The organism is Microbacterium longlingense, from assembly GCF_058349825.2.
The window spans coordinates 149448-168913 of sequence record NZ_JBYRJA020000006.1; the positions used below are offsets into that span (position 1 = coordinate 149448).

16 protein-coding genes and 1 tRNA gene are annotated in these 19466 nt (G+C 69.5%); 9 read left to right on the top strand and 8 right to left on the bottom strand.

Annotated elements, in window-relative coordinates:
* Window positions 1-83: 83 nt before the first annotated feature.
* The 4 genes from AC3RXY_RS10425 to AC3RXY_RS10440 form a co-directional block, all read right to left on the bottom strand.
* Complete coding sequence (locus AC3RXY_RS10425) at window positions 84-632, bottom strand: flavin reductase family protein (protein ID WP_491510850.1); 549 nt, start codon at window positions 630-632, stop codon at window positions 84-86.
* A gap of 113 nt (window positions 633-745) precedes the next feature.
* Entirely contained in the window at window positions 746-1429 is a 684-nt protein-coding gene (locus AC3RXY_RS10430; protein ID WP_491510851.1) for a methionine ABC transporter permease, read from the bottom strand.
* Window positions 1426-2520 carry a methionine ABC transporter ATP-binding protein gene (locus AC3RXY_RS10435; protein WP_491510852.1) on the bottom strand — a complete coding sequence of 365 codons (1095 nt, stop codon included), beginning with the start codon at window positions 2518-2520 and terminating at the stop codon, window positions 1426-1428. Before AC3RXY_RS10435 ends, AC3RXY_RS10430 begins: the two co-directional genes overlap by 4 nt.
* A gap of 122 nt (window positions 2521-2642) precedes the next feature.
* Window positions 2643-3572, bottom strand: a complete 930-nt coding sequence (locus AC3RXY_RS10440) for a MetQ/NlpA family ABC transporter substrate-binding protein (protein WP_491510853.1) — start codon at window positions 3570-3572, stop codon at window positions 2643-2645.
* 289 nt (window positions 3573-3861) lie between these two features.
* Here AC3RXY_RS10440 and AC3RXY_RS10445 point away from each other — a divergent pair, with 289 nt between their 5' ends.
* From AC3RXY_RS10445 to AC3RXY_RS10465, 5 genes are all read left to right on the top strand, one after another.
* On the top strand, window positions 3862-5409 hold the full coding sequence (locus AC3RXY_RS10445; protein WP_491510854.1) for an ABC transporter substrate-binding protein: 1548 nt from the start codon (window positions 3862-3864) through the stop codon (window positions 5407-5409).
* Between the two features lie 63 nt (window positions 5410-5472).
* Window positions 5473-6414 (top strand): ABC transporter permease, encoded by a 942-nt coding sequence (locus AC3RXY_RS10450; RefSeq protein WP_491510855.1) that lies wholly within the window; start codon window positions 5473-5475, stop codon window positions 6412-6414.
* The gene (locus AC3RXY_RS10455) at window positions 6411-8174 is read left to right on the top strand and encodes an ATP-binding cassette domain-containing protein (RefSeq protein ID WP_491510856.1); all 1764 of its coding nucleotides are present in this window, start codon (window positions 6411-6413) and stop codon (window positions 8172-8174) included. Before AC3RXY_RS10450 ends, AC3RXY_RS10455 begins: the two co-directional genes overlap by 4 nt.
* Window positions 8167-9045 carry an ATP-binding cassette domain-containing protein gene (locus tag AC3RXY_RS10460; RefSeq protein WP_491510857.1) on the top strand — a complete coding sequence of 293 codons (879 nt, stop codon included), beginning with the start codon at window positions 8167-8169 and terminating at the stop codon, window positions 9043-9045. The genes AC3RXY_RS10455 and AC3RXY_RS10460 overlap by 8 nt, the downstream gene beginning before the upstream one ends.
* Window positions 9042-10823, top strand: coding sequence for a sulfatase family protein (locus AC3RXY_RS10465; RefSeq protein ID WP_491510858.1), 1782 nt, complete (start codon window positions 9042-9044; stop codon window positions 10821-10823). Before AC3RXY_RS10460 ends, AC3RXY_RS10465 begins: the two co-directional genes overlap by 4 nt.
* Here the strand turns inward: AC3RXY_RS10465 and AC3RXY_RS10470 are convergent.
* Window positions 10766-11380 carry a PadR family transcriptional regulator gene (locus AC3RXY_RS10470; RefSeq protein ID WP_491510859.1) on the bottom strand — a complete coding sequence of 205 codons (615 nt, stop codon included), beginning with the start codon at window positions 11378-11380 and terminating at the stop codon, window positions 10766-10768. The two genes, AC3RXY_RS10465 and AC3RXY_RS10470, sit on opposite strands and share 58 nt — an antisense overlap.
* 294 nt (window positions 11381-11674) lie before the next feature.
* Window positions 11675-11748, bottom strand: a tRNA-Met gene (locus AC3RXY_RS10475).
* 85 nt (window positions 11749-11833) lie between these two features.
* Between AC3RXY_RS10475 and AC3RXY_RS10480 the strand changes: the two genes are divergently transcribed.
* Window positions 11834-12643, top strand: a complete 810-nt coding sequence (locus AC3RXY_RS10480) for a carbon-nitrogen hydrolase family protein (RefSeq protein ID WP_491510860.1) — start codon at window positions 11834-11836, stop codon at window positions 12641-12643.
* A gap of 63 nt (window positions 12644-12706) precedes the next feature.
* On the opposite strand, the gene AC3RXY_RS10485 is transcribed toward AC3RXY_RS10480, so the two are convergent.
* Window positions 12707-13900: an aminotransferase class I/II-fold pyridoxal phosphate-dependent enzyme gene (locus tag AC3RXY_RS10485; RefSeq protein WP_491510861.1), complete on the bottom strand. Its 1194-nt coding sequence runs from the start codon at window positions 13898-13900 to the stop codon at window positions 12707-12709.
* Window positions 13901-13996: 96 nt separating this feature from the next.
* Here AC3RXY_RS10485 and AC3RXY_RS10490 point away from each other — a divergent pair, with 96 nt between their 5' ends.
* From AC3RXY_RS10490 to AC3RXY_RS10500, 3 genes are all read left to right on the top strand, one after another.
* Window positions 13997-15562, top strand: coding sequence for a S1C family serine protease (locus AC3RXY_RS10490; protein ID WP_491510862.1), 1566 nt, complete (start codon window positions 13997-13999; stop codon window positions 15560-15562).
* A gap of 64 nt (window positions 15563-15626) precedes the next feature.
* On the top strand, window positions 15627-16883 hold the full coding sequence (locus tag AC3RXY_RS10495; protein WP_491510863.1) for a CDP-glycerol glycerophosphotransferase family protein: 1257 nt from the start codon (window positions 15627-15629) through the stop codon (window positions 16881-16883).
* Window positions 16880-18322 carry a CDP-glycerol glycerophosphotransferase family protein gene (locus AC3RXY_RS10500; RefSeq protein WP_491510864.1) on the top strand — a complete coding sequence of 481 codons (1443 nt, stop codon included), beginning with the start codon at window positions 16880-16882 and terminating at the stop codon, window positions 18320-18322. Before AC3RXY_RS10495 ends, AC3RXY_RS10500 begins: the two co-directional genes overlap by 4 nt.
* 12 nt (window positions 18323-18334) lie before the next feature.
* Here AC3RXY_RS10500 and AC3RXY_RS10505 read toward each other — a convergent pair whose 3' ends face one another.
* A complete protein-coding gene (locus AC3RXY_RS10505) occupies window positions 18335-19363 on the bottom strand; it encodes a glycosyltransferase family 2 protein (protein WP_491510974.1) in 1029 nt (342 codons plus the stop codon).
* Between the last annotated feature and the right edge of the window lie 103 nt (window positions 19364-19466).

Below are 19466 nucleotides of genomic sequence, written 5' to 3' on the forward strand. Positions count from 1 at the left end.
CGCGGACCTGACGCCGTACCGAGCGCGCCGTCGGCCGCGCCGATGCCGGCCGACCGGAGCCGGGGGCGTCCCGCTGCGGCTCCTCAGTCGATGACGGAGTGGCCGCCCAGGCGGTGCCACGTCCGGTCGTGGTAGACGAGGGCGTCGCCTCCTTCGCGGTCGACGTTCGCCTGCAGGGCCTGGGCGATGATGACCGTCGCGTTGCCCGCAGGCACCCGCTCGACCACGCTGCAGCGCGCCCAGGCGCGTGCGGCGCCGAAGACCGGCTCTCCGGTGGCCAGGGGCGCCCAGATGGAGCGGTCGGCGAAGCGGTCGATGCCGCTGGTGGCGCCGGTGCGTGCCAGCGCGACGTCGTCTGCGTCGAGCAGGTGCACGACGACCGTCGCGGCCTCGCGCACCACCGGTGCCGCCGAGGACAGGTGCGACACCGAGAAGACCAGCAGGGGCGGGTCGACGCTCACCGAGGAGACCGAGGAGGCGGTCAGGGCGACCGGTCCGTCCGCGCCCTGCGCTGTGATGACCGCGATCCCGCCGGGATGGCCCCGGAACAGCGCTTTGAACACATCCGGAGCGAGCGCCGAGGAGTCGGCATCGAACGACACGGGGGTGTTGGTGAGCGTCGAAGGAGTCATGGGAGAAACGCTACGCGACCCGGTGTACTGGTCGGCCCGTCCGCGCAACATGCGTTCACACCGTTGTCCGGGGCCGGCCGCCGGTCGGCGGTCAGCCCCGGACAACGGAGGAGTCAGCGGCGCAGGATGCGATGCGCCAGCCAGTTTCCGAAGAGCTGGCCGGCCTGCACGATCACGATGATGATCCCGACGGTGACCCACGTGGCCTGCTGGTTGAACTGCTGATAGCCGTAGAGGATCGCGAAGTTCCCCAGGCCGCCGCCGCCGATGTACCCGGCCATCGCGGACATGTCGACGACCGCGATGAACATGAACGTGTAGCCGAGGATGAGCGGTGCGAGCGCCTCCGGGATCACGACGCCGAACAGGATGCTGAGCCGCCGGGCACCCACCGCCCTGGCTGCCTCCACGGTGCCGGGATCGACGGCGACGAGGTTCTGCTCGACGACGCGCCCGATCACCACGGAGGCCATGATCGTCATCGGAACGATCGCGGCGATCGTGCCGAGAGTCGTCCCGGCGACGACTTTGGTCACGGGTGCGACGGCGGTGAGGAAGATGATGAACGGGATGGGGCGGATGATGTTGATGACGAAGTTCATCGCGTTGAACACGATGCGGTTCTGGAAGAGGTTTCCGGGGCGCGTCGCGTAGAGGGTGGCACCGATCAGGAGACCGACGACCCCGCTGATCGCCAGGGTGACGGCGACCATGTGGACGGTCTCCTGGATCGACTTCAGCAGCGCGGGCGTCAGCGTGTCCCAGTCTGCGGCCGTCGGCACGAGGAAGCTGCTCATCGGTTGGCTCCGTTCGTGGGTGCGGAAACGCGGTCGGCGGCCGCGGATGGCGTGCCGTCCGGCAGGTCTGCGGCGGTGAGCACCCGAGCCTCGGTGCGCTGGTTGAGGTCGTCGAGGAGCCGGTCCAGCACGGCGTCATCCGCGTCGATGCGGTACGTGAGCGTCCCCAGCTGCCGGCCGAGGACGTCGGTGACACCGCCGAACACGACAGGGCCGTGCACGCCGTGCCGCGCGAACACCTCCTCGACGTCCTCGCTGGAGAACTCGTTCACCTCGACGCTCACCAGAGATCCGCCGCCCGACAGGAGAGCACGCAGGACGGACTCGCGCGGAACGCCCTGCGTGACCGCCGCGACGAACCGACGGGTCAGTCCGGCCTTCGGGTGGGCGAAGACGTCGTAGGTCGCGCCGCTCTCCACGACCCGGCCCTTCTCCATCACCACCACCTGGTCGCAGAGTTCGTGGACGATGGAGATCTGGTGGGTGATGACGACGATCGTGATGCCGAGCGTGCGGTTGATCTCGCGCAGCAGGGCGAGCACCTCGGCGGTGGTCTGCGGGTCCAGCGCGCTGGTGGCCTCGTCGGCCAGCAGGAGCTCGGGGTTGGTGGCGATGGCGCGCGCGATGCCCACGCGTTGCTTCTGCCCGCCGGACAGTCGCCGCGGATACTGCTGTGCCTTGTCGGCGATTCCCACGAACGCGAGCAGCTCTGCCACCCGGTCGCGGATGGCCTCCTTCTTCCAGCCGGCCACCTTCAACGGGTACTCGATGTTTCCCTGAACGGTGCGGGAGTCGAAGAGGTTGAACTGCTGGAAGATCATGCCGACGCGGGCGCGGAGCGCCCGCAGGGCGGACTCGGACGCGCGCCCGACGTCTACCCCGAGAACCTCGACGGTGCCGGATGTCGGCGTCTCGAGCCCGTTGATGAGCCGGACGAGCGTCGACTTCCCGGCACCCGAGTAGCCGATCACGCCGACGATCGATCCCTTCTCGATTCTCAGATCGACATCGTCCACGGCGCGGAGCTCGTCGTGCCCCCGGGTGGCGGGGAAGGTCTTGGACACATGGTCGAATGCGACGACGCTGGTCATCGTTCACTCCTCGGCATCATCGTTCACGGCGGGCATGCGGGTTCCGCGGCGACGGAGTCGTCACCGCGGAACCCGCATGCCTGAGCCTGGTCGTGCCGTCCGCGTCCGCGACGCGGACGTGCTCACTGGGTGGCTTTGAGCTGTTCCTCGAGCTTTGCGAGCTCTTCCTGCAACTGCTCAGCGGTCCACTCGGCCTTGAACTTCAGGTTCCCCTGGTTCAGCTCGGTGACCGCAGCCTCCACCTCGGGGGAGTGATAGGCGTCGACGATCTTCTGCCAGCGCGGGTCATCCTTGTTGTCGGCGTGCACGACGAAGGCGTTGATGTAGGGCGCCAGCTCCGGGTTGTCGAGGTCTTCCTTGAAGATGATCAGTTCGTCGCCCAGGCCGCCCTTCTGCGCCTGGGTGTTGTTGACGATCGACGCATCGGCGCTGCCGTCCTTGAGCGCGGCCACCGTCTGGTTGGAGTCCACCGGCAGCAGCTCGATCTTGCTGCTGAGGATGTCCGCCGGGGTCGACAGCGCGTTGCCGCCGTCCTTCAGCTCGATCAGGCCGGCGGTCTGCAGGTTGAGCAGGCCGCGCGCGAGGTTGGTCGGGTTGTTCGGCAGCGCGACGACCGCCCCCTCCGGCAGCTCTGCCACGCTCTTGTACTTCTCGGAGTAGAGCGCCAGCGGGTAGACCGCGGTGGCGCCGACGGGAACCAGATCGCCGTCGTTGTTCACGTTGAACTGCGAGAGGAAGATCAGGTGCTGGAACAGGTTGATGTCGAGGTCGCCGTCCTGCACGCCCTGGTTCAGAGCGACGCCGTCGTTGATGATCCGGACATCGAGGTCGATGCCCTCCTCGGCGAGCTTCTCGGTGAGGATCTGCCAGTGCGGCTCGTTGCCGTCATCGGTGCCGATCACCACCGTCGAGCGGGTCTCCTCGGTGTTCGCGCCGTCGGCGGTATCCGAGGCGGGTGCGTCGGCCGCGCATCCGGCCATCGCGAGGGTCAGAGCGCCGACGAGGGCGACAGCGGCGGTGGGCAGGAGTCTGTTGAGTGCGGTGCGTTTCACCTGACCAGGGAAACACCGTGCCGGCGGTGTGCAAATCCGACGAGTAACCCCTCGTCATCGAAGGAATCAGGTGGTAACGGTCCGCCCCGCGCCCGCCGCGCCCGTGCGGTGCCCCCTGGTGCGGTGGGCTCTCGCCGGTCCTGCGGGAGTCGGATCGGAGGCTTGACAGGAATACGCCCGCAGCCCACTATGGGATGAATCCACTAGTGATCCTGCGTGGATCACTGAGAGAGCACGCACCACTGCACACAAATATATTCATCCGCATAAACATTCGAAGGAGAATGCCATGCAAGGACGCAGCGCCCGCCCGTTCAGGGTCTTCGCCGCCCTCGCCGCGGCCACAGCCGTCGCCCTCGCCCTGAGCGCCTGCGGCGGTGGCAACACCCCCTCGCCCACGGCCGCACCGGCGGGAGAGGGCGGAGGCACCCTGACACTTGCGGCCTCGGCCGACAACAACTCGTTCGATCGTGCCGCACTCGAGATCGGCACCCGGGTGCACTTCTGGATGCCGGTCTACGACACGCTGCTTGTTCTGGACCCCGAGGCGCAGCTGCAGCCGAACCTCGCGACCGCATGGGAGTACAACGACGACGCGACGGCGCTGAGCCTCACGCTTCGCGACGGCGTGGCGTTCACAGACGGAACGCCCTTCGACGCCGAGGCGGTCAAGGCCAACCTCGAATACCTCAAGGACAGCACGGGCCAGAACTCCTACATGGCGGCCGCGATCGACCAGATCGAGGTGCTCTCGCCGACCGAGCTGACGCTCCACCTGAGCGCGCCGGACCCCGGCCTCCTCGGTTACCTCGCGGTGGTCGGCGGAGCAATGGCGAGCCCCGCCTCCCTGGGCAGCGGAGACCCGGCGACCAGTGCGATCGGCAGCGGCCCTTATGTGCTCGCCGAGGCCACCCCGGGCAGTCAGTACGTGTACGAGCGCAACGAGGACTACTGGAACGCGGAGGCGTTCCCCTATGACGAGATCGTCATCAAGCCCATCTCCGATGTCACCGCGCGCCTGAACGCGCTCAAGTCCGGTCAGGTCGACGTCGGCCTGATCCTCGCGAACAACGTCGCGGAGGCGGAGAACAGCGGTCTGACCGTCGAGCGCTATCCGACCGACTGGCAGGGCCTGTTCCTCAACGACCGTGAGGGAACGATGGTGCCAGCGCTCGCCGACGTGCGGGTGCGGCAGGCGATCAACCTCGCCTTCGACAAGGAGGCGATCCTCGCCAACCTCGCGCGCGGCGAGGGGGAGATCACCGCGCAGGCCTTCAACGCACGGAGCGAGGCCTTCGTCCCCGCGCTCGATGCGGCCTATGAGCACGACCTGGAGCAGGCCAAGAAGCTCATGGCCGAGGCCGGCTACGCCGACGGGTTCTCGATGACGATGCCCGACCTGGCGCAGTACCCGCAGGTCGCGCCGATCGTCGCCCAGCAGCTGGGCCAGCTCGGCATCGAGATCACCTTCGAGAAGGTCGCCGCGGACGCGTCGATCGGCGAGGTCCTCTCCGGCAAGTACCCGGTGTTCTGGTTCTCCCTGGGCAGCCAGAGCCCGTGGCAGGACCTGCGCAAGTTCGCCTTCCCCGAGTCGCCGTGGAACACCGCCCACGTCGCGGACCCGGACATCATCGCCCTCCTTGACGCCGCGCGCACCGCGACGGGCGACGATCAGATCAGCGCCTTCCAGGCGGTGAACGAGTACGTCGTGGACAACGCCTGGCTGGCGCCCTGGTACCGGGCGAACACCCTGCTGGTCACGTCCTCCGACGTCACCGCCACCCCACAGGCGTGGAACGTCGTGCCCTGGATCCGGAACTTCGCTCCGGCGTCCTGATCCCACCGATTCCGCGGGGGCGGCCCTCCTCGGCCGCCCCCGCGTCAACCCGGGAGCACACCCATGCTGACCTTCATCATCCGGCGGATCCTCGCCGGCATCGTCTTGATCTTCGTGATCTCGACCGTCACCTTCCTCCTCGTCTACTCATCGGCCGCAGACGTGGCGACGAACCTCCTCGGCGAGAACGCCAGCGAGGAGCTCGTTGCGGCGAAGGCCGCGGAACTGGGACTGGACCGACCGCTCGTCGCCCAGTACCTCGACTGGCTCCGTCATGCCGTCGTCGGAGACCTCGGCGTGTCGTGGTTCACCAGCGAGTCCGTGACGCAGATGGTCGCCAACCGCCTGCCCGTCACCCTCTCCATGGTCATCCTGGCGGTGGTCGTGACCGCGGCCATCAGCGCCGTCCTCGGCGTGACCGCAGCGGTCCGCGGCGGGATGACCGACCGCGTCCTCCAGTTCGTCTCGGTCATCGGCTTCGCCCTGCCGAACTTCTGGGTGGCTCTCATGCTGGTCATCGCTTTCGCGCTGACCCTGCAGATCTTCCCCGCCACCGGATACGTCCCCTTCGAGCGCGACCCTGCGGCCTGGGCTCTGAGCCTCGTCCTCCCCGTGACAGCACTCGTGATCGGGGGTATCGCCTCGGCCGCGCAGCAGATCCGCGGCGCCTTCATCGATGTCCTCGAGCTCGACTATGTCCGCACGCTGCAGGCGCGGGGGATCAGCCGACGCTCGGTGCTCCTGCGACACGTGCTGCGCAACGCCGCACCGCCCGCTCTCACCGTGCTCTCCCTCCAGTTCATCGCGCTCCTCGGCGGGGCGGTGGTCATCGAGCGCATCTTCGCGATCCCCGGCCTCGGCACCCTCACGGTCAACTCCTCCATCCAGGGCGACATCCCCGCAATCATGGGCATCGTCGTCGCGCTCGTGATCGTCGTCGTGATCGTCAACCTCCTGATCGATCTCGCGAACGGCTGGATCAACCCGAAAGCGAGACTCCAGTGACCACCGCACCCGACACCGTCGCCATCGCGACGCCCGCGACGGCGCGCACCTCTCTCGCCCGTGCTGTGCTGAAGAACCCGCTCGGCCTCACCTCGGTGATCGTGCTGGCTCTCGTGACGCTGATCAGCGTGGTCGGCCCCTTCCTGACGCCGCATTCGCCCACGGACGTGCGCATCGACATGATCCTCGCACCTCCGGGAAGCGACTATCTCCTGGGCGGCGACGGTGCCGGTCGCGACATCTTCAGCCGCCTCATCGCCGGTGGGCGCAACACTCTGATCGGTGCGCTCATCGCGGTGTCGATAGCGCTCGTCCTCGGCACCACCGCCGGACTGCTCGCGGGCTACTTCGGGAAGCTGTTCGACGGCATCTCCAGCTGGCTGGCGAATGTGATCCTGGCGCTGCCGGCGATGATCGTCCTCCTCGCGCTCTACCAGAGCCTGGGCGGCTCGGTCTACGCCAGCATGGTGGTGTTCGGCGTGATGCTCGCCCCGGGCTTCTTCCGCCTCGTGCGCAATCAGGTGATCTCGGTCAAGCGCGAGCTGTACGTCGATGCCGCGCGCGTGGCCGGACTGAGCGACCTGCGCATCATCGCGCGGCACATCCTCCGGGTCGTCCGCTCTCCCATCATCATTCAGACGGCGATCGTGGCGGGTATCGCGATCATCATCCAGTCCGGCCTCGAGTTCCTCGGCCTGGGCGACCCCAACACCCCGACCTGGGGCGGCATGCTGCAGGACGCGTTCGCGAATATCTACATCGCGCCGCTCTCGGTCCTCTGGCCCGGCCTCATGATCTCGATCACGGTCGCCGCGCTCGTCCTGCTGGGCAACGCCGTGCGCGATGCGCTCCAGGGCCGACGCGTGGCTGGGGCCGCCGCGCCACGGGTCCGCGCGGAGGACATCCCGCAGCCGGCCGGTTCCGGCGACGCCGGGGCGCTGCTGTCCGTTCGCGGACTCAGCGTCGCCTACGGCAGCGCGGAACACCCCACTGTCGTGGTGCACGACGTCGGCTTCGACATCCGCCAGGGCGAGATCGTCGGGGTGGTCGGCGAGTCAGGGTCTGGCAAGACGCAGACGGCGTTCTCGATCCTCGGCCTGCTGCCCCGCGGCGGTCGGGTCGTCGCCGGATCGATCCTCGTCGATGGTCGCGAGCTTGCCGGCGCGGCTCCGGACGCGCTCGCCAACCTGCGGGGGCGCGACATCGCCTACGTCCCGCAGGAGCCGATGAGCAACCTCGACCCGTCGTTCCGCATCGGGTATCAGCTCGTCGAGCCCATGCGAGCGGTGCTGGGCATCTCGGCGCGCGCCGCGAAGAAACGAGCGCTCGATCTGCTCTCCCGCGTGGGCATCGTCGACCCGCAGCGCACCTTCGACGCGTACCCCCACGAGATCTCCGGCGGCATGGCGCAGCGCGTGCTCATCGCCGGCGCCGTCTCGTGCAATCCGCGCCTGCTGATCGCCGACGAGCCGACGACCGCTCTGGATGTGACCGTGCAGGCCGAGGTGCTCGACCTGTTGCGCGAGCTGCAGGCCGAATCCGGGATGGGCGTCATGCTCGTCACCCACAACCTCGGCGTCGTCGCCGACATCTGTGACCGCGTCGTGGTGATGCAGCACGGTCGTGTCGTGGAGGAAGGCGCCGTCGACGATCTCTTCCAGAACCCGGAAGACGACTACACACGGATGCTGCTGAGCTCGACGCTCGACGACGTCGCACCGCGAGGCGCGCTGCTGCGGGAAGGAACAAGCGATGACTGAGTTCGTCCGGGGGAGCGGCCTCCTCGACGTCAGAGACCTCGTTGTCGAGTTCCCGATGAAGGGCTGGCGCCGGCCACCCTTCCGGGCACTCCACTCCGTGTCGGTCGATATCCGGCAGGGGGAGACCCTGGGTCTGGTGGGCGAGTCCGGATCGGGCAAGACCACCCTCGGCCGTGCGGTGCTGGGTCTCGTGCCCGTCGCGTCCGGCACGATCGAGTTCGCCGGGCGCGACGTCGCGCAGCTGAGCCACCGCGAGCGGCGCGCGCTCTCCCAGGAGATCCAGGTGGTGTTCCAGGATCCGTACAGCTCGCTCAACCCGGCCATGACGATCGGGGACATCCTCGCAGAGCCGCTGATCACGCAGCGGCGTACGGCGGCGGATGCGCGGGCGCGGGTGCGAGAGCTTCTGGACGCGGTGAACCTCCCCGCGGATGCCGTCGACCGGTACCCGCGGGAGTTCTCCGGCGGTCAGCGTCAGCGTGTGGCGATCGCCCGGGCGCTCGCCCTGGAGCCCCGGCTCATCGTGTGCGACGAGCCGGTCTCCGCGCTCGACCTGTCCACGCAGGCGCGCGTGCTCGATCTGCTCATCGAGATCCAGGAGCGCACGGGCGTGTCCTACCTGTTCATCTCGCACGACCTGTCGGTTGTGCGCGCGATCAGTCACCGCGTCGCCGTGATGTACCACGGCAAGATCGTCGAGCTCGGGCCCGGAGCGGAGCTCACCTCTGCTCCGTCGCACGAGTACTCGCAGAAGCTCCTGATGGCTGCGCCCATCGCCGACCCCGTCAGGCAGCGAGCTCGCCGCGAAGAACGTCGGCGTCTGCGTGACGCCGAGGCGGCCACCCTCCCACAGGAAGAGATGATGTCATGAGAGCCATCGTTGTGATGTTCGACAGCCTGAACCGCCGGATGCTGCCGGGCTACGGAGGGCTGGAGATCGAGGCGCCGAACTTCGCCAGGCTCGCGCAGCGCACCGCGACCTTCGACCAGTGCTACGCCGGAAGCATGCCCTGCATGCCGGCGCGCCGAGAGCTGCACACCGGCCGCCACAACTTCCTGCATCGCTCCTGGGGTCCGCTGGAGCCCTTCGACGACTCGGTGCCAGAGATGCTGAAGAAGGCGGGCGTCTACACCCACATGGTCACCGACCATCAGCACTACTGGGAGGACGGCGGTGCGACCTACCACAACCGCTTCAACAGCTACGAGTTCTTCCGCGGCCAGGAAGGCGACCTCTGGAAGGGCCACGTGGCGGACCCCGAGGTCCCCGCGAACCTGAATCCGAAGCACGCCATGGTGCGGCAGGACTGGATCAACCGGCAGTACCTCAGGGACGAGGCAGACCACCCCCAGACGCGTGCCTTCGACGCCGGGCTCCACTTCCTCGAGACCAACCGCGACGAGGATCGCTGGCTGCTGCACCTGGAGACCTTCGACCCGCACGAGCCCTTCTTCAGTTACGACCGTTACCGGGAGCGGTACGGGCTCGGCAGCGAGCCCGTCTTCGACTGGCCCTCGTACCGCCGCGTCACAGAGAGCGACGAGGAGATGCGCATCGCGCGCGACTCCTACTTCGCCCTGGTGACGATGTGCGATCGTTCTCTGGGCCGCGTCCTCGACCAGATGGACGAGCACGACATGTGGGACGACACGATGCTGATCGTGTGCACCGACCACGGTTTCCTCCTCGGCGAGCATGGCTGGTGGGGGAAGTCGGTGATGCCCTGGTACGACGAGACCATCCACACGCCGCTGTTCGTCTGGGACCCGCGCAGCGGGGTGCGCGGGGAGCGTCGAGAGAGCCTCGTGCAGACCATCGACATCGGTCCGACGCTCCTGGACCTGTTCGGCCTGGAGCCGACGCCGGACATGCAGGGGCGCCCGCTGCGCGAGACCGTCGCGACCGATGCGGCGGTGCGGGACGGGGCGCTGTTCGGGATCCACGGCGGACACGTCAGCGTCACCGACGGCCGATACGTCTATATGCGAGCCTGCGCCGACGCCTCGAACTCGCCGCTGTACGACTACACGCTCATGCCCACGCACATGCGGAGCATGTTCACCGTCGCCGAGCTCGCTCAGGCGGAGCTGGTCGACGGCTTCTCGTTCACCAAGGGCCTGTCGGTGCTCCGGGTGCCGTCCTGGGCGTTGGGCAACCCGGCGGACTTCGGCACCCTTCTGTTCGACCTGAAGACGGACCCGGAACAGCTCACCCCGCTCCGTGACGACGCACTCGAGAAGCGCATGGCCACGCTGCTGGTCGACCTCATGCGCGCCAACGATGCGCCGCACGAGCAGTACGAGCGGCTGGGGCTGCCGGCCACCGGAGCCGTGGGAGCAGAGCACCTCCTCATCGCCGCCCAATGGGACACGGTGCAGCGGTCGCGCGCCCTCGCCGCCCGACGCACCGATTTCCCCGATGATGCGATCGTCGCCTCATCGCCGGTGCGGGAGCTGCTCCAGGACGACCGTTTGCGCACGATGATCGTCGGCACGCTGCCCGCACTCGCCCGCGAGAGCACGGTGGCCTTCATGGGCGGGACGGAGACTCTGGTCAACCTGGCCGCGAGTGTGCCCGGCGTCGGGCGGGATCAGCTGGAGGAGCTGGAGGCCGCGCTCGCCGAGGCGTCGTCGTCTGACGCCTCCTGATCGATCAGCATCGCCCAGCGCGCACGCATCTCGGTGAGCCAGGTGAGCCAGGCGTCCATCGAGTCGCGACCGTACTGATCCAGCCCGTCGAGCAGCGCCGAGACGAACGCGGCGTCGAAGGCGATCGGACCGGGCTCGGCGTCGAGGCGGCGTTCGCGTTCCCGGAAGCGGCTGATCTGCTCCTTCCGGAACGCGATCTCGCGGTCGATCGTGGTCAGGACGGTCGCGGGTGCGATGGGGCCGAGCAAGGAGATCCAGGCGTTGAAGTCGGCCTCCTGCCAGCGGGCGGGGGGCTCGTACGGCTTCTCCGCGAGCGCGCGCAGATAGTCGGCGCCGTCCGCGGTGATGGAGTAGACCTTGGCGTCCGGGCCGCCCCTGCGCACGACATCGTGCGTGATGAAGCCCTGCTTGGCCAGGCGCCGCAGCGTGCGGTAGATCTGGGACTGATCGGCGTTGGCGCGGATGAACACGCCCTCGACATCGAGCCACCGCTTCAGCTCGTACCCGCTGCGCGCGCGGCGGGCGACGAGGGAGAGCAGGATGTCGTCGAAGTTCATGGTGCCCCTGATTCTATCCGCGCTAGGGTTCGGAGCCGGGGAGCACTGGTGGCCCGCGCTGCCGGTGCACCCGGGGCCGGACGCCGCGTCGGCTCGCCCCTCCGGAGGCCCCGGTCGCCTGTCAGCGGGCCCGGATAACGTCGCGTCCCGAGGGGAGCGGTGCCGTGCAGACACCGCCGACGGCGTTCCCCGGCGCCGCGTACCGCATGCCTCGTCTCCGCTGATCGGGTTGCGTGAAGGCGGAAAGCCAACAGCCCCTGACCTAGTTTTCACCAGATCAGGGGCTGTTCTTTGTTGCGGGGGCAGGATTTGAACCTACGACCTCCGGGTTATGAGCCCGGCGAGCTACCGAACTGCTCCACCCCGCGGCACAAGAACTTAGCCTAGCACGGCTTTTGGGTGAGCGCCAATCGGGTTGGAAGAGCTGCCGCGATGATGCGCGAAGATGGTGCCATGAGCACGCCTTCACCGTCCCTCTCCGTCGCCGTCTGCCAGTTTGCTCCGGGCGCGGACCCCGCGGGGAATCGCGACCGCATCGCCGCCATGGCCGCCACGGCGGCGGCGCGCGGCGCGCGGATGATGGTGTTCCCCGAGTACGCCGCGGCCTTCTCCGAGCCGATGGATGAGCGCCTGGCCGCGAACGCGGAAGATCTCGACGGGTCCTTCGTGTCGTTCCTGCGGGAGTTGGCCGCTGAGCACGCGGCGGTGCTGGTGGCCGGTTTCGCCGAACGGGCGGACGGCGGGAAAGTGCACAACACCGTGGTCGCTGTCGACGCCGAAGGCATCAGGGCGGTCTATCGCAAGCAGCACCTCTATGACGCGTTCGGTCAGAAGGAGTCCGACTGGATCGAGCGGGGCGCGATCACGGAGCCGGCGGTGCTGGACGTCGACGGCATCCGGTTCGGCCTCATGACCTGTTACGATCTGCGGTTTCCCGAGTTGGCTCGCACCCTTGCAGACGCGGGTGCCGACGCGATCGTCGTGCCAGCGGAGTGGGTGCGCGGTCCGCTCAAGGAGCATCACTGGAACACGCTGCTGGCAGCACGGGCGATCGAGAACACGGTGTACGTCGTGGCCGCAGACCATCCGACCCCGGTGGGCGTGGGGTGGTCGTCGATCATCGACCCGCGCGGCGTCGTTCTTGCCGGTGTCGGCACGGGGGAGGGGATCGCCGTCGCTCAACTGGAGGCTGCGGAGATCGCGGCCGTGCGCCGCGTCAACCCGGCCCTTCAGCTGCGTCGCTACACCGTCCGTCCGCGTTAGCCCCACCTCCGCGAGCGTCGTCCCGTCCCACCGCCTTCAGCGGCGGCGGCGAAGCGTGCGGGGTCAGGGGCGGAGGCGGGAGACGGCGTCGGCGAGGACCTCGGTGCGCTTGCACGCGGCGAAGCGCACGAGACCGGCATAGTCGTCGCGGTGCTCATCGGTCACGAACGCACTGATCGGGATCGCCACCACGCCGGCGCGCTCGGGCAGAGCACGGCAGAAGGCGTCGGCGTCGCGGCCGCCGAGCGCTGTCGCATCGGCCACCGTGAAGTAACCGCCGGCGGGGGAGAAGACCGCGAAGCCGGCGTCACGCAGACCGGCGCCCAGCAGCGCGTGCTTGGCGGCCATCGTGTCGGCGATCCCGGTGAAGAACGCGTCGGGCATCCGGAGCCCGGCGGCGATCGCGGACTGGAAGGGCGATCCGCTCACGTAGGTGAGGAACTGCTTGACCGTCAGCACCGCGGTGATGAGTGCGGCGGGTCCGTGGATCCAGCCGATCTTCCAGCCGGTCGTGTTGAACGTCTTCCCGGCCGACGAGATCGTGAGGGTGCGCTCCGCCGCGCCCGGCAGCGTCGCCAGCGGCACGTGCGGGACCGTGAAGGTCAGATGCTCATACACCTCGTCCGTGATGATGACGGCGTCGTGCCTCGCCGCCAGGCGCACCACCTCCGCCTGGACCTCGGCGGAGAAGACCGAACCGGTGGGATTGTGCGGATCGTTGACGAGGATCACGCGGGTGCGGTCGTTCACCACGGCCGCGAGGTCGTCGAGATCCGGCTGGAAGTCCGGGAGCCGCAGCGGCACCGTGCGCAACCGGGCTCCGGCCAGCGCCACCGAAGCCGCATAGGAGTCGTAATAGGGCTCGAAGACGACGACCTCGTCCTCCGGTCCGTCCACCAGCGCCAGGAGCGCCGCAGCCAGAGCTTCGGTCGCACCCGTGGTGACGATGACCTCGCGCTCGGGGTCGACCACGAGTCCATAGAAGCGGTGCTGATGCTCGGAGATCGCCTGCAGCAGGTCGGGGATGCCGCGCCCCGGCGGATACTGGTTCGCGCCGGCGTCGATCGCCGCCTTCGCCGCCGCCAGGATCTCGGCGGGGCCGTCTTCGTCGGGGAACCCCTGACCGAGATTCACGGCGCCGGTGCGCGCGGCCAGCGCCGACATCTCTGCGAAGATCGTCGGGGCTGCTTCACCATCCGCCGAGAGGAGCCCGGCACCCTGCGCTGTCCGGCGCCACGCGCCCGCCACGATTCCCATGTCGCCCAGGGTAATGGCACAACCGGATCCCACTTCCTGCATAGGGAACACACAGCGACACGGGCGAACCTGAGGGTGTTGCACGAAGGAGCACACATGAACGATCAGTTCCCCACCCCTGGAACCGGTGAGCCGGCCGATGACCGCAGCGCGGTTCCGGCGGATCCCGCCACTCCGTCCGCGGCCGGCGCGGCTCACCAGACCCCCGCGCAGGCGCACGCGTTCCCGACCGGCTTCGGCGCATCTGCCCAGAACCCTGCGGCCCAGAACCCTGCGGCCGCCGGCCCGGGCGCCGAGCGGTGGGCCGCACCGTCTCCGGCGCAAGCAGCAGCCCACTCTGACCCGCAGCACGGCTGGGGTGCCACAGCGCCCACCGTGCCGCTCTCCGATGCGGGCGCCGCGTTCGGGCTCCCGGCGCAGAGCGCCGTCGCCGAGCCGACGCCGCTGTCCCCGGCCGCGCCGAAGGCGCGCGTCGGAGCGGGCAAGGTCGCCGCGATCATCGTCGCCGCAGCGCTCGTCGGCGGTATCGCCGGGTTCGGTGGGAGCCTGCTCGGACCGCAGCTGAACGGCGGTGCGGCCAGCGGACCGGCCAGCGGGCCGGTGGCCGTCACCGTCAACAACACCGACGACGTCAACCAGACCACCGCGATCGCGACGAAGGTCGTGCCGTCGGTGGTCACGATCGACGTCTCCAGCAGCACAGAGGGCGGCAGCGGTTCCGGCGTCGTGATCGACGATCAGGGCCACGTCCTCACCAACGCGCATGTGGTGACCCTCGGGGGCGCCGTGGCCGACCCCGCGATCCGGGTCACGACCGCCGACGGGCGACTCATCACCGCCGCGGTCGTCGGGATCGACCCGGTGTACGATCTCGCGGTGCTGAAGCTGGAGAGCTACGACGGGCTCCAGCCGATCGAGTTCGGCGACTCGTCCGCCCTGAACGTCGGGGAGACGGCGATCGCGGTCGGTGCTCCGCTCGGCTTGGCCAACTCCGTCACCACCGGCATCGTCAGCGCACTCAACCGCAGCATCCAGGTCGCCTCCTCCGCCGTGCCGGAGAGCACCCCGGAGAGCGCTCCGGAGGAGGACAACGGCTCCTCCGGCGGTCCGTTCCAGTTCGACATCCCCGGGCAGAACACGCCGCGTGCGTCGACCGGGTCCATCTCGATCGCCGTGGTGCAGACCGATGCGGCCATCAACCCCGGCAACTCCGGCGGTGCCCTGGTGGACGGCGAGGGCAAGCTCATCGGCATCAACGTGGCGATCGCGACCGCCGGCGGCACCTCGACAGAGGCCGGCTCGATCGGGCTCGGCTTCGCGATTCCGGTGGACATCGCCCAGCGCATCTCGCAGGAGCTGATTCAGAACGGCGAGGCCACCCACGGCCTGCTCGGCTCCACGGTCACCCCGGCGTCGAACACCAACGGCGCCCGGCTCGCCGGGGCGGAGATCGTCAAGCTCTCCCCGGGTGGCGCAGCGGAGGCCGCCGGGCTGAAGTCCGGCGACGTCGTCACCGGCTTCAACGGTGTGCCCATCACCGACGCCCAGGACCTGACGGCCCAGGTGCGCGCCCTCGCGGCGGGCGCTGAGGCGGAGGTGCGCTACGTGCGCGGCGATGAGACCCGCACGGTCACCGTGACCCTGGGCTCGCTCACGACCTGATCGGCCGACTGCCGCTCCGGACGGACTCGGAGAAGGACCCCGCACCGCGCGATAGGCTCGCCGAGTGGGGTCCTTCTCCTTCGGCGCCGGCAATGTCGCGCAGCTTCTGCGGCTACCGCTCTATGCCCTCGGCCGTCTGGCCACGCTGATCGTGCCGCGCGGTGACGCCTGGGTGATCGGTTGTGGTGCCGGCATCGGCGATGGCGCTCTCGCCCTCTGGCGCACCGCCGTCCGCGCCGGGCACGATGTGGTCTGGCTCACCGGTGATGAGCGTGAGCGCCGTGACGCGGCCGCCCTCGGCATCCGCACGATCCCCAAGGCGACGATGCGCGGATGGTGGGCCACCGCACGGGCCGGCGTGGTGGTGGTCACCCACGGCTTCGGAGACGCCAACCGCTACGGCCTCTCCGGGGCACTCCTCGTGCAGCTGTGGCACGGCATTCCCCTCAAGCGCATCGGCCTGGACTCCCCGGCGATGTTCGCGAGCCGGATCTTGCCGCACTCGGCGCTGCTCGGGGGGCTGCTCGCGCTGCTCTATGCCCGTGCCACGCGCCGCATCCGTGTGCTGCCGGCGGCGTCCCACCGGGCCAGGGGGCGACTCGAGTCCGCGTTCGGGCTCGGCTCCGACCGCGTGGTGGTGACCGGTGAGCCGCGTGTGGACGTGCTGTCCTCCGGCACGGCAGCACAGCGGCGGTCATGGGCGCGCGCGGCACTCGCCGCGGTCGACGCCCTTCCCGACGCCGCACGGATCGTGCTGTACGCCCCGACCTGGCGCGACGGCGCGCCGGACCCTGCGGTGCCCACGGCGTCGGAGTGGGCCGCGATCGCACACCTGCTCGAGGAGACCGACACAGCCCTGCTGGTCCGTTCGCATCCCCTCGGGGCCGGCGCCTACACCCCGCCACCCGGTGTGGCTGCCGACCGCATTCGGCTGGTGGGGTCCGATGCGATCGCCGACATCACCCCGGCGTTGCCGGCCGTCGACGTGCTGGTCACCGACTACTCCTCGCTCGCATACGATGTGGGCCTGCTCGCGATGCCGGTGGTGTACCTGGCTCCCGACCCCGAGGACTACGCCAGGACGCGCGGCTTCTACGGCCGGTTCCGCGACGTCGCCGGTCCGGATGCGGCGCGCGACTGGCCGGAGACCATCGCCCAGCTGCGGGTGCTCCTCACCGACGACGCGGTCTTCACCGAACGGTCGGCGGCGTCGGCTAGCCTGAGCGCCGTGATGCACGCCTTCCGAGACGGGCGCAACACCGAACGGGTCTACCGCGCCATCCGGGCGCGGGGAGTGCCCGCCCCGAAGGGAGCAGCATGACCAGCGCGCTGATCGACGAGTCCGCCGAGACGCTGATCGTCGCGGGCCTCGGGGAGCGCCCGGCGAGCGCCGTGCTGGTGGGGGCGCGAGCCCGCGTCGATGGCCGCCTCACCGGCGGCGGCAAGACATGGAAGGCCCGCTTCCCGCTGCACCTGTCCCGGTGGGGAGGGCAGGAGCTCCCGCTGCCCACCGGCGGGTATCGTCTGGAGATCGACGGGGCAGACCTCTCCGAGATCGCCGTGCCGCCCACGGTGCTGCCGGGGCTGCGCATCGCGGTGTCGGGAGCGGATGTCGCGATCGCGGCTCCCGTCGATCCGGCATTCGAAGCACCCGAGGCGCAGGCAGCGCTCGAGGGCCGTTATGCGGTGCAGCAGGGGGGCACCGAGAACGCGGTGTTCTTCGAGAGCTTCTACGGCGTGCACGTGGGCTGCAATCCGCTGGCGATCGACCGGGAGCTCGCCGCACGCGCGCCCGCGGTGCGACGCTATTGGAGCGTGAACGATCTGTCCGAGTCGGTGCCGGACGGAGCGATCGCCGTGATCGAGGGCACACCGGAATGGTGGCGGGCCCGCGGCGATGCGCGTCTTCTCGTCGTCAACGAATGGCTCCGCCGTCGTTTCGTGCGCAAGCGTGGCCAGAAGGTGCTGCAGACCTGGCACGGCACCCCGCTCAAACGGCTCGCGCTGCACCGCCCGGGTTTCCACCCGCGCCGCATCGCCGCGGTGCTGCGCGAGTCGCGGCGTTGGGATGTCCTGCTCGCGCAGAACCCCTATGCGGCGGGGATCCTGGGGCGGGCCTACGCCTTCCGCGGACGACCGGTCTGGACCGAGGGCTATCCGCGCAACGACCTGCTGTCCACGGGGGACCGCTCGGGCATCCGCACCCGGTTGGGCATCGGCGAGGGGGAGCGCGTGCTGCTCTACGCGCCGACCTGGCGCGACGACCGCGAGGACATGGTGGACTTCCTCGACCCGGAGCGCCTCGCCCAGGCTGCTGACGCCGTCGTGCTGGTGCGCGGGCACTCGCGCACGCTCGCCCCCGGCCGCGATCAGGTGGGCGCCCGCGTGATCGATGTGACCGGTTTCCCGGATACCGCCGAACTGCTGCTCGCAGCCGATGCGCTCATCACCGACTACTCCTCGGTGATGTTCGACTTCACCGTGACCGGCCGGCCGATCTACTTCTTCGTGCCAGATCTCGAGCACTATCGCGGCCGGCTGCGGGGTTTCTACTTCGATCTCGCCGAGCAAGCCCCCGGGCCGCTCGTGCGTACCCAGGAGGACCTGCACGCCGCGCTCGCCGCAGAGGGTGGCGTCACAGACGTCTACGCCGACCGTTATCGCAGCTGGCGCCGCCGCTTCAATGCGCGTGACGACGGCCGTGCAGCGCAGCGCGTCGTCGACCGCATCCTGGATCTGGGCTTCGTCGACGCGGAGTGAGTTCGCTGCGCGTCAGGGGAGCGGTGTGTTCCGCGTGGCCAGCCGCGATGCATCGACCGTGCCTCGCGCGCCGCGCAGCAGGCCGCCGAGGAAGCCGAGACCCCAGGAGAGATGCATCGTCGGCAGGACGGCCGCCAGCCAGATCCGCTCTCGCCACCCGCCTCCGAGACCGCGTGCGGTGAGCGCGACGGCCACGACGAGGAGTGCGTAGGCCAGGACCGGCAGAGAGGCGATACTCGCCAGGATCGACGCGGTGCCGGTCACCACGCCCGTGACCTGCAGCAGCGCGACCACGATCGCGATCGCGAGGGCGGCCACGAGAAGGGGAGGGGCGAAGTAGCGCAGGCTGTTTCGTCGCCCATAGCGCCGGACGAGTTCACCGCGCCACGCGCCGGTCGCGCGGAACTGCCGTGCCAGACGCGTCCAGCTCTCGCGCGGCCAGTACGTGACGACCAGGGCCGGGTCGAACCACACCCGGTGCCCGGCGCTGCGGATGCGCAGGTTGAGCTCCCAGTCCTCACCCCGCCGGATCGACTCGTCGAAACCACCCACCTCGTCCAGCACGTGCCGGCGCAGGCAGCCGAGATAGGCCGACTCCGCTGGGCCTTCCGCGCCTCCGCCGTGATAGGCGCCCCCGCCGAGCCCGACGGGGGAGTTGTACGCCCACGCCGCCGCCCGCTGGAAGGGGGTGCGGCCCTCGGCGTGCATGACGCCTCCGACGTTCGCCGCTCCGGTGCGCTCCAGGGTCTCCAGAGCACGGCGCGCGTAACCGGGCGCGAGCTCGGAGTGGGCGTCCACGCGGATGATCGTGGCGTACCGGCTGCGGGCGATCGCAGCGTTCAGCCCGGTCGGGATGTGCACGGCCGGGTTGTGCACGATCCGCACCCGTGGGTCGTCCGCCGCGATCCGCGTCGCGAGCTCGGTGGTGCCGTCGGACGAGGGCCCGAGGGCCAGGACGAGTTCGAGCGGACCAGGAACGTCTTGCGCCAGAACGGACTGGACGGCCCGGGCGAGATAGTCCCGCTCGTTCAAGACGGGCATGACGAAGGAGACCCCGGGGCCAGCATGATCGTCTGCGTCGGACACGGCTCGATCCTCTCACGCTCCCCTGGCGCATCCACTCGGGGGATCCACGGCATCCGCT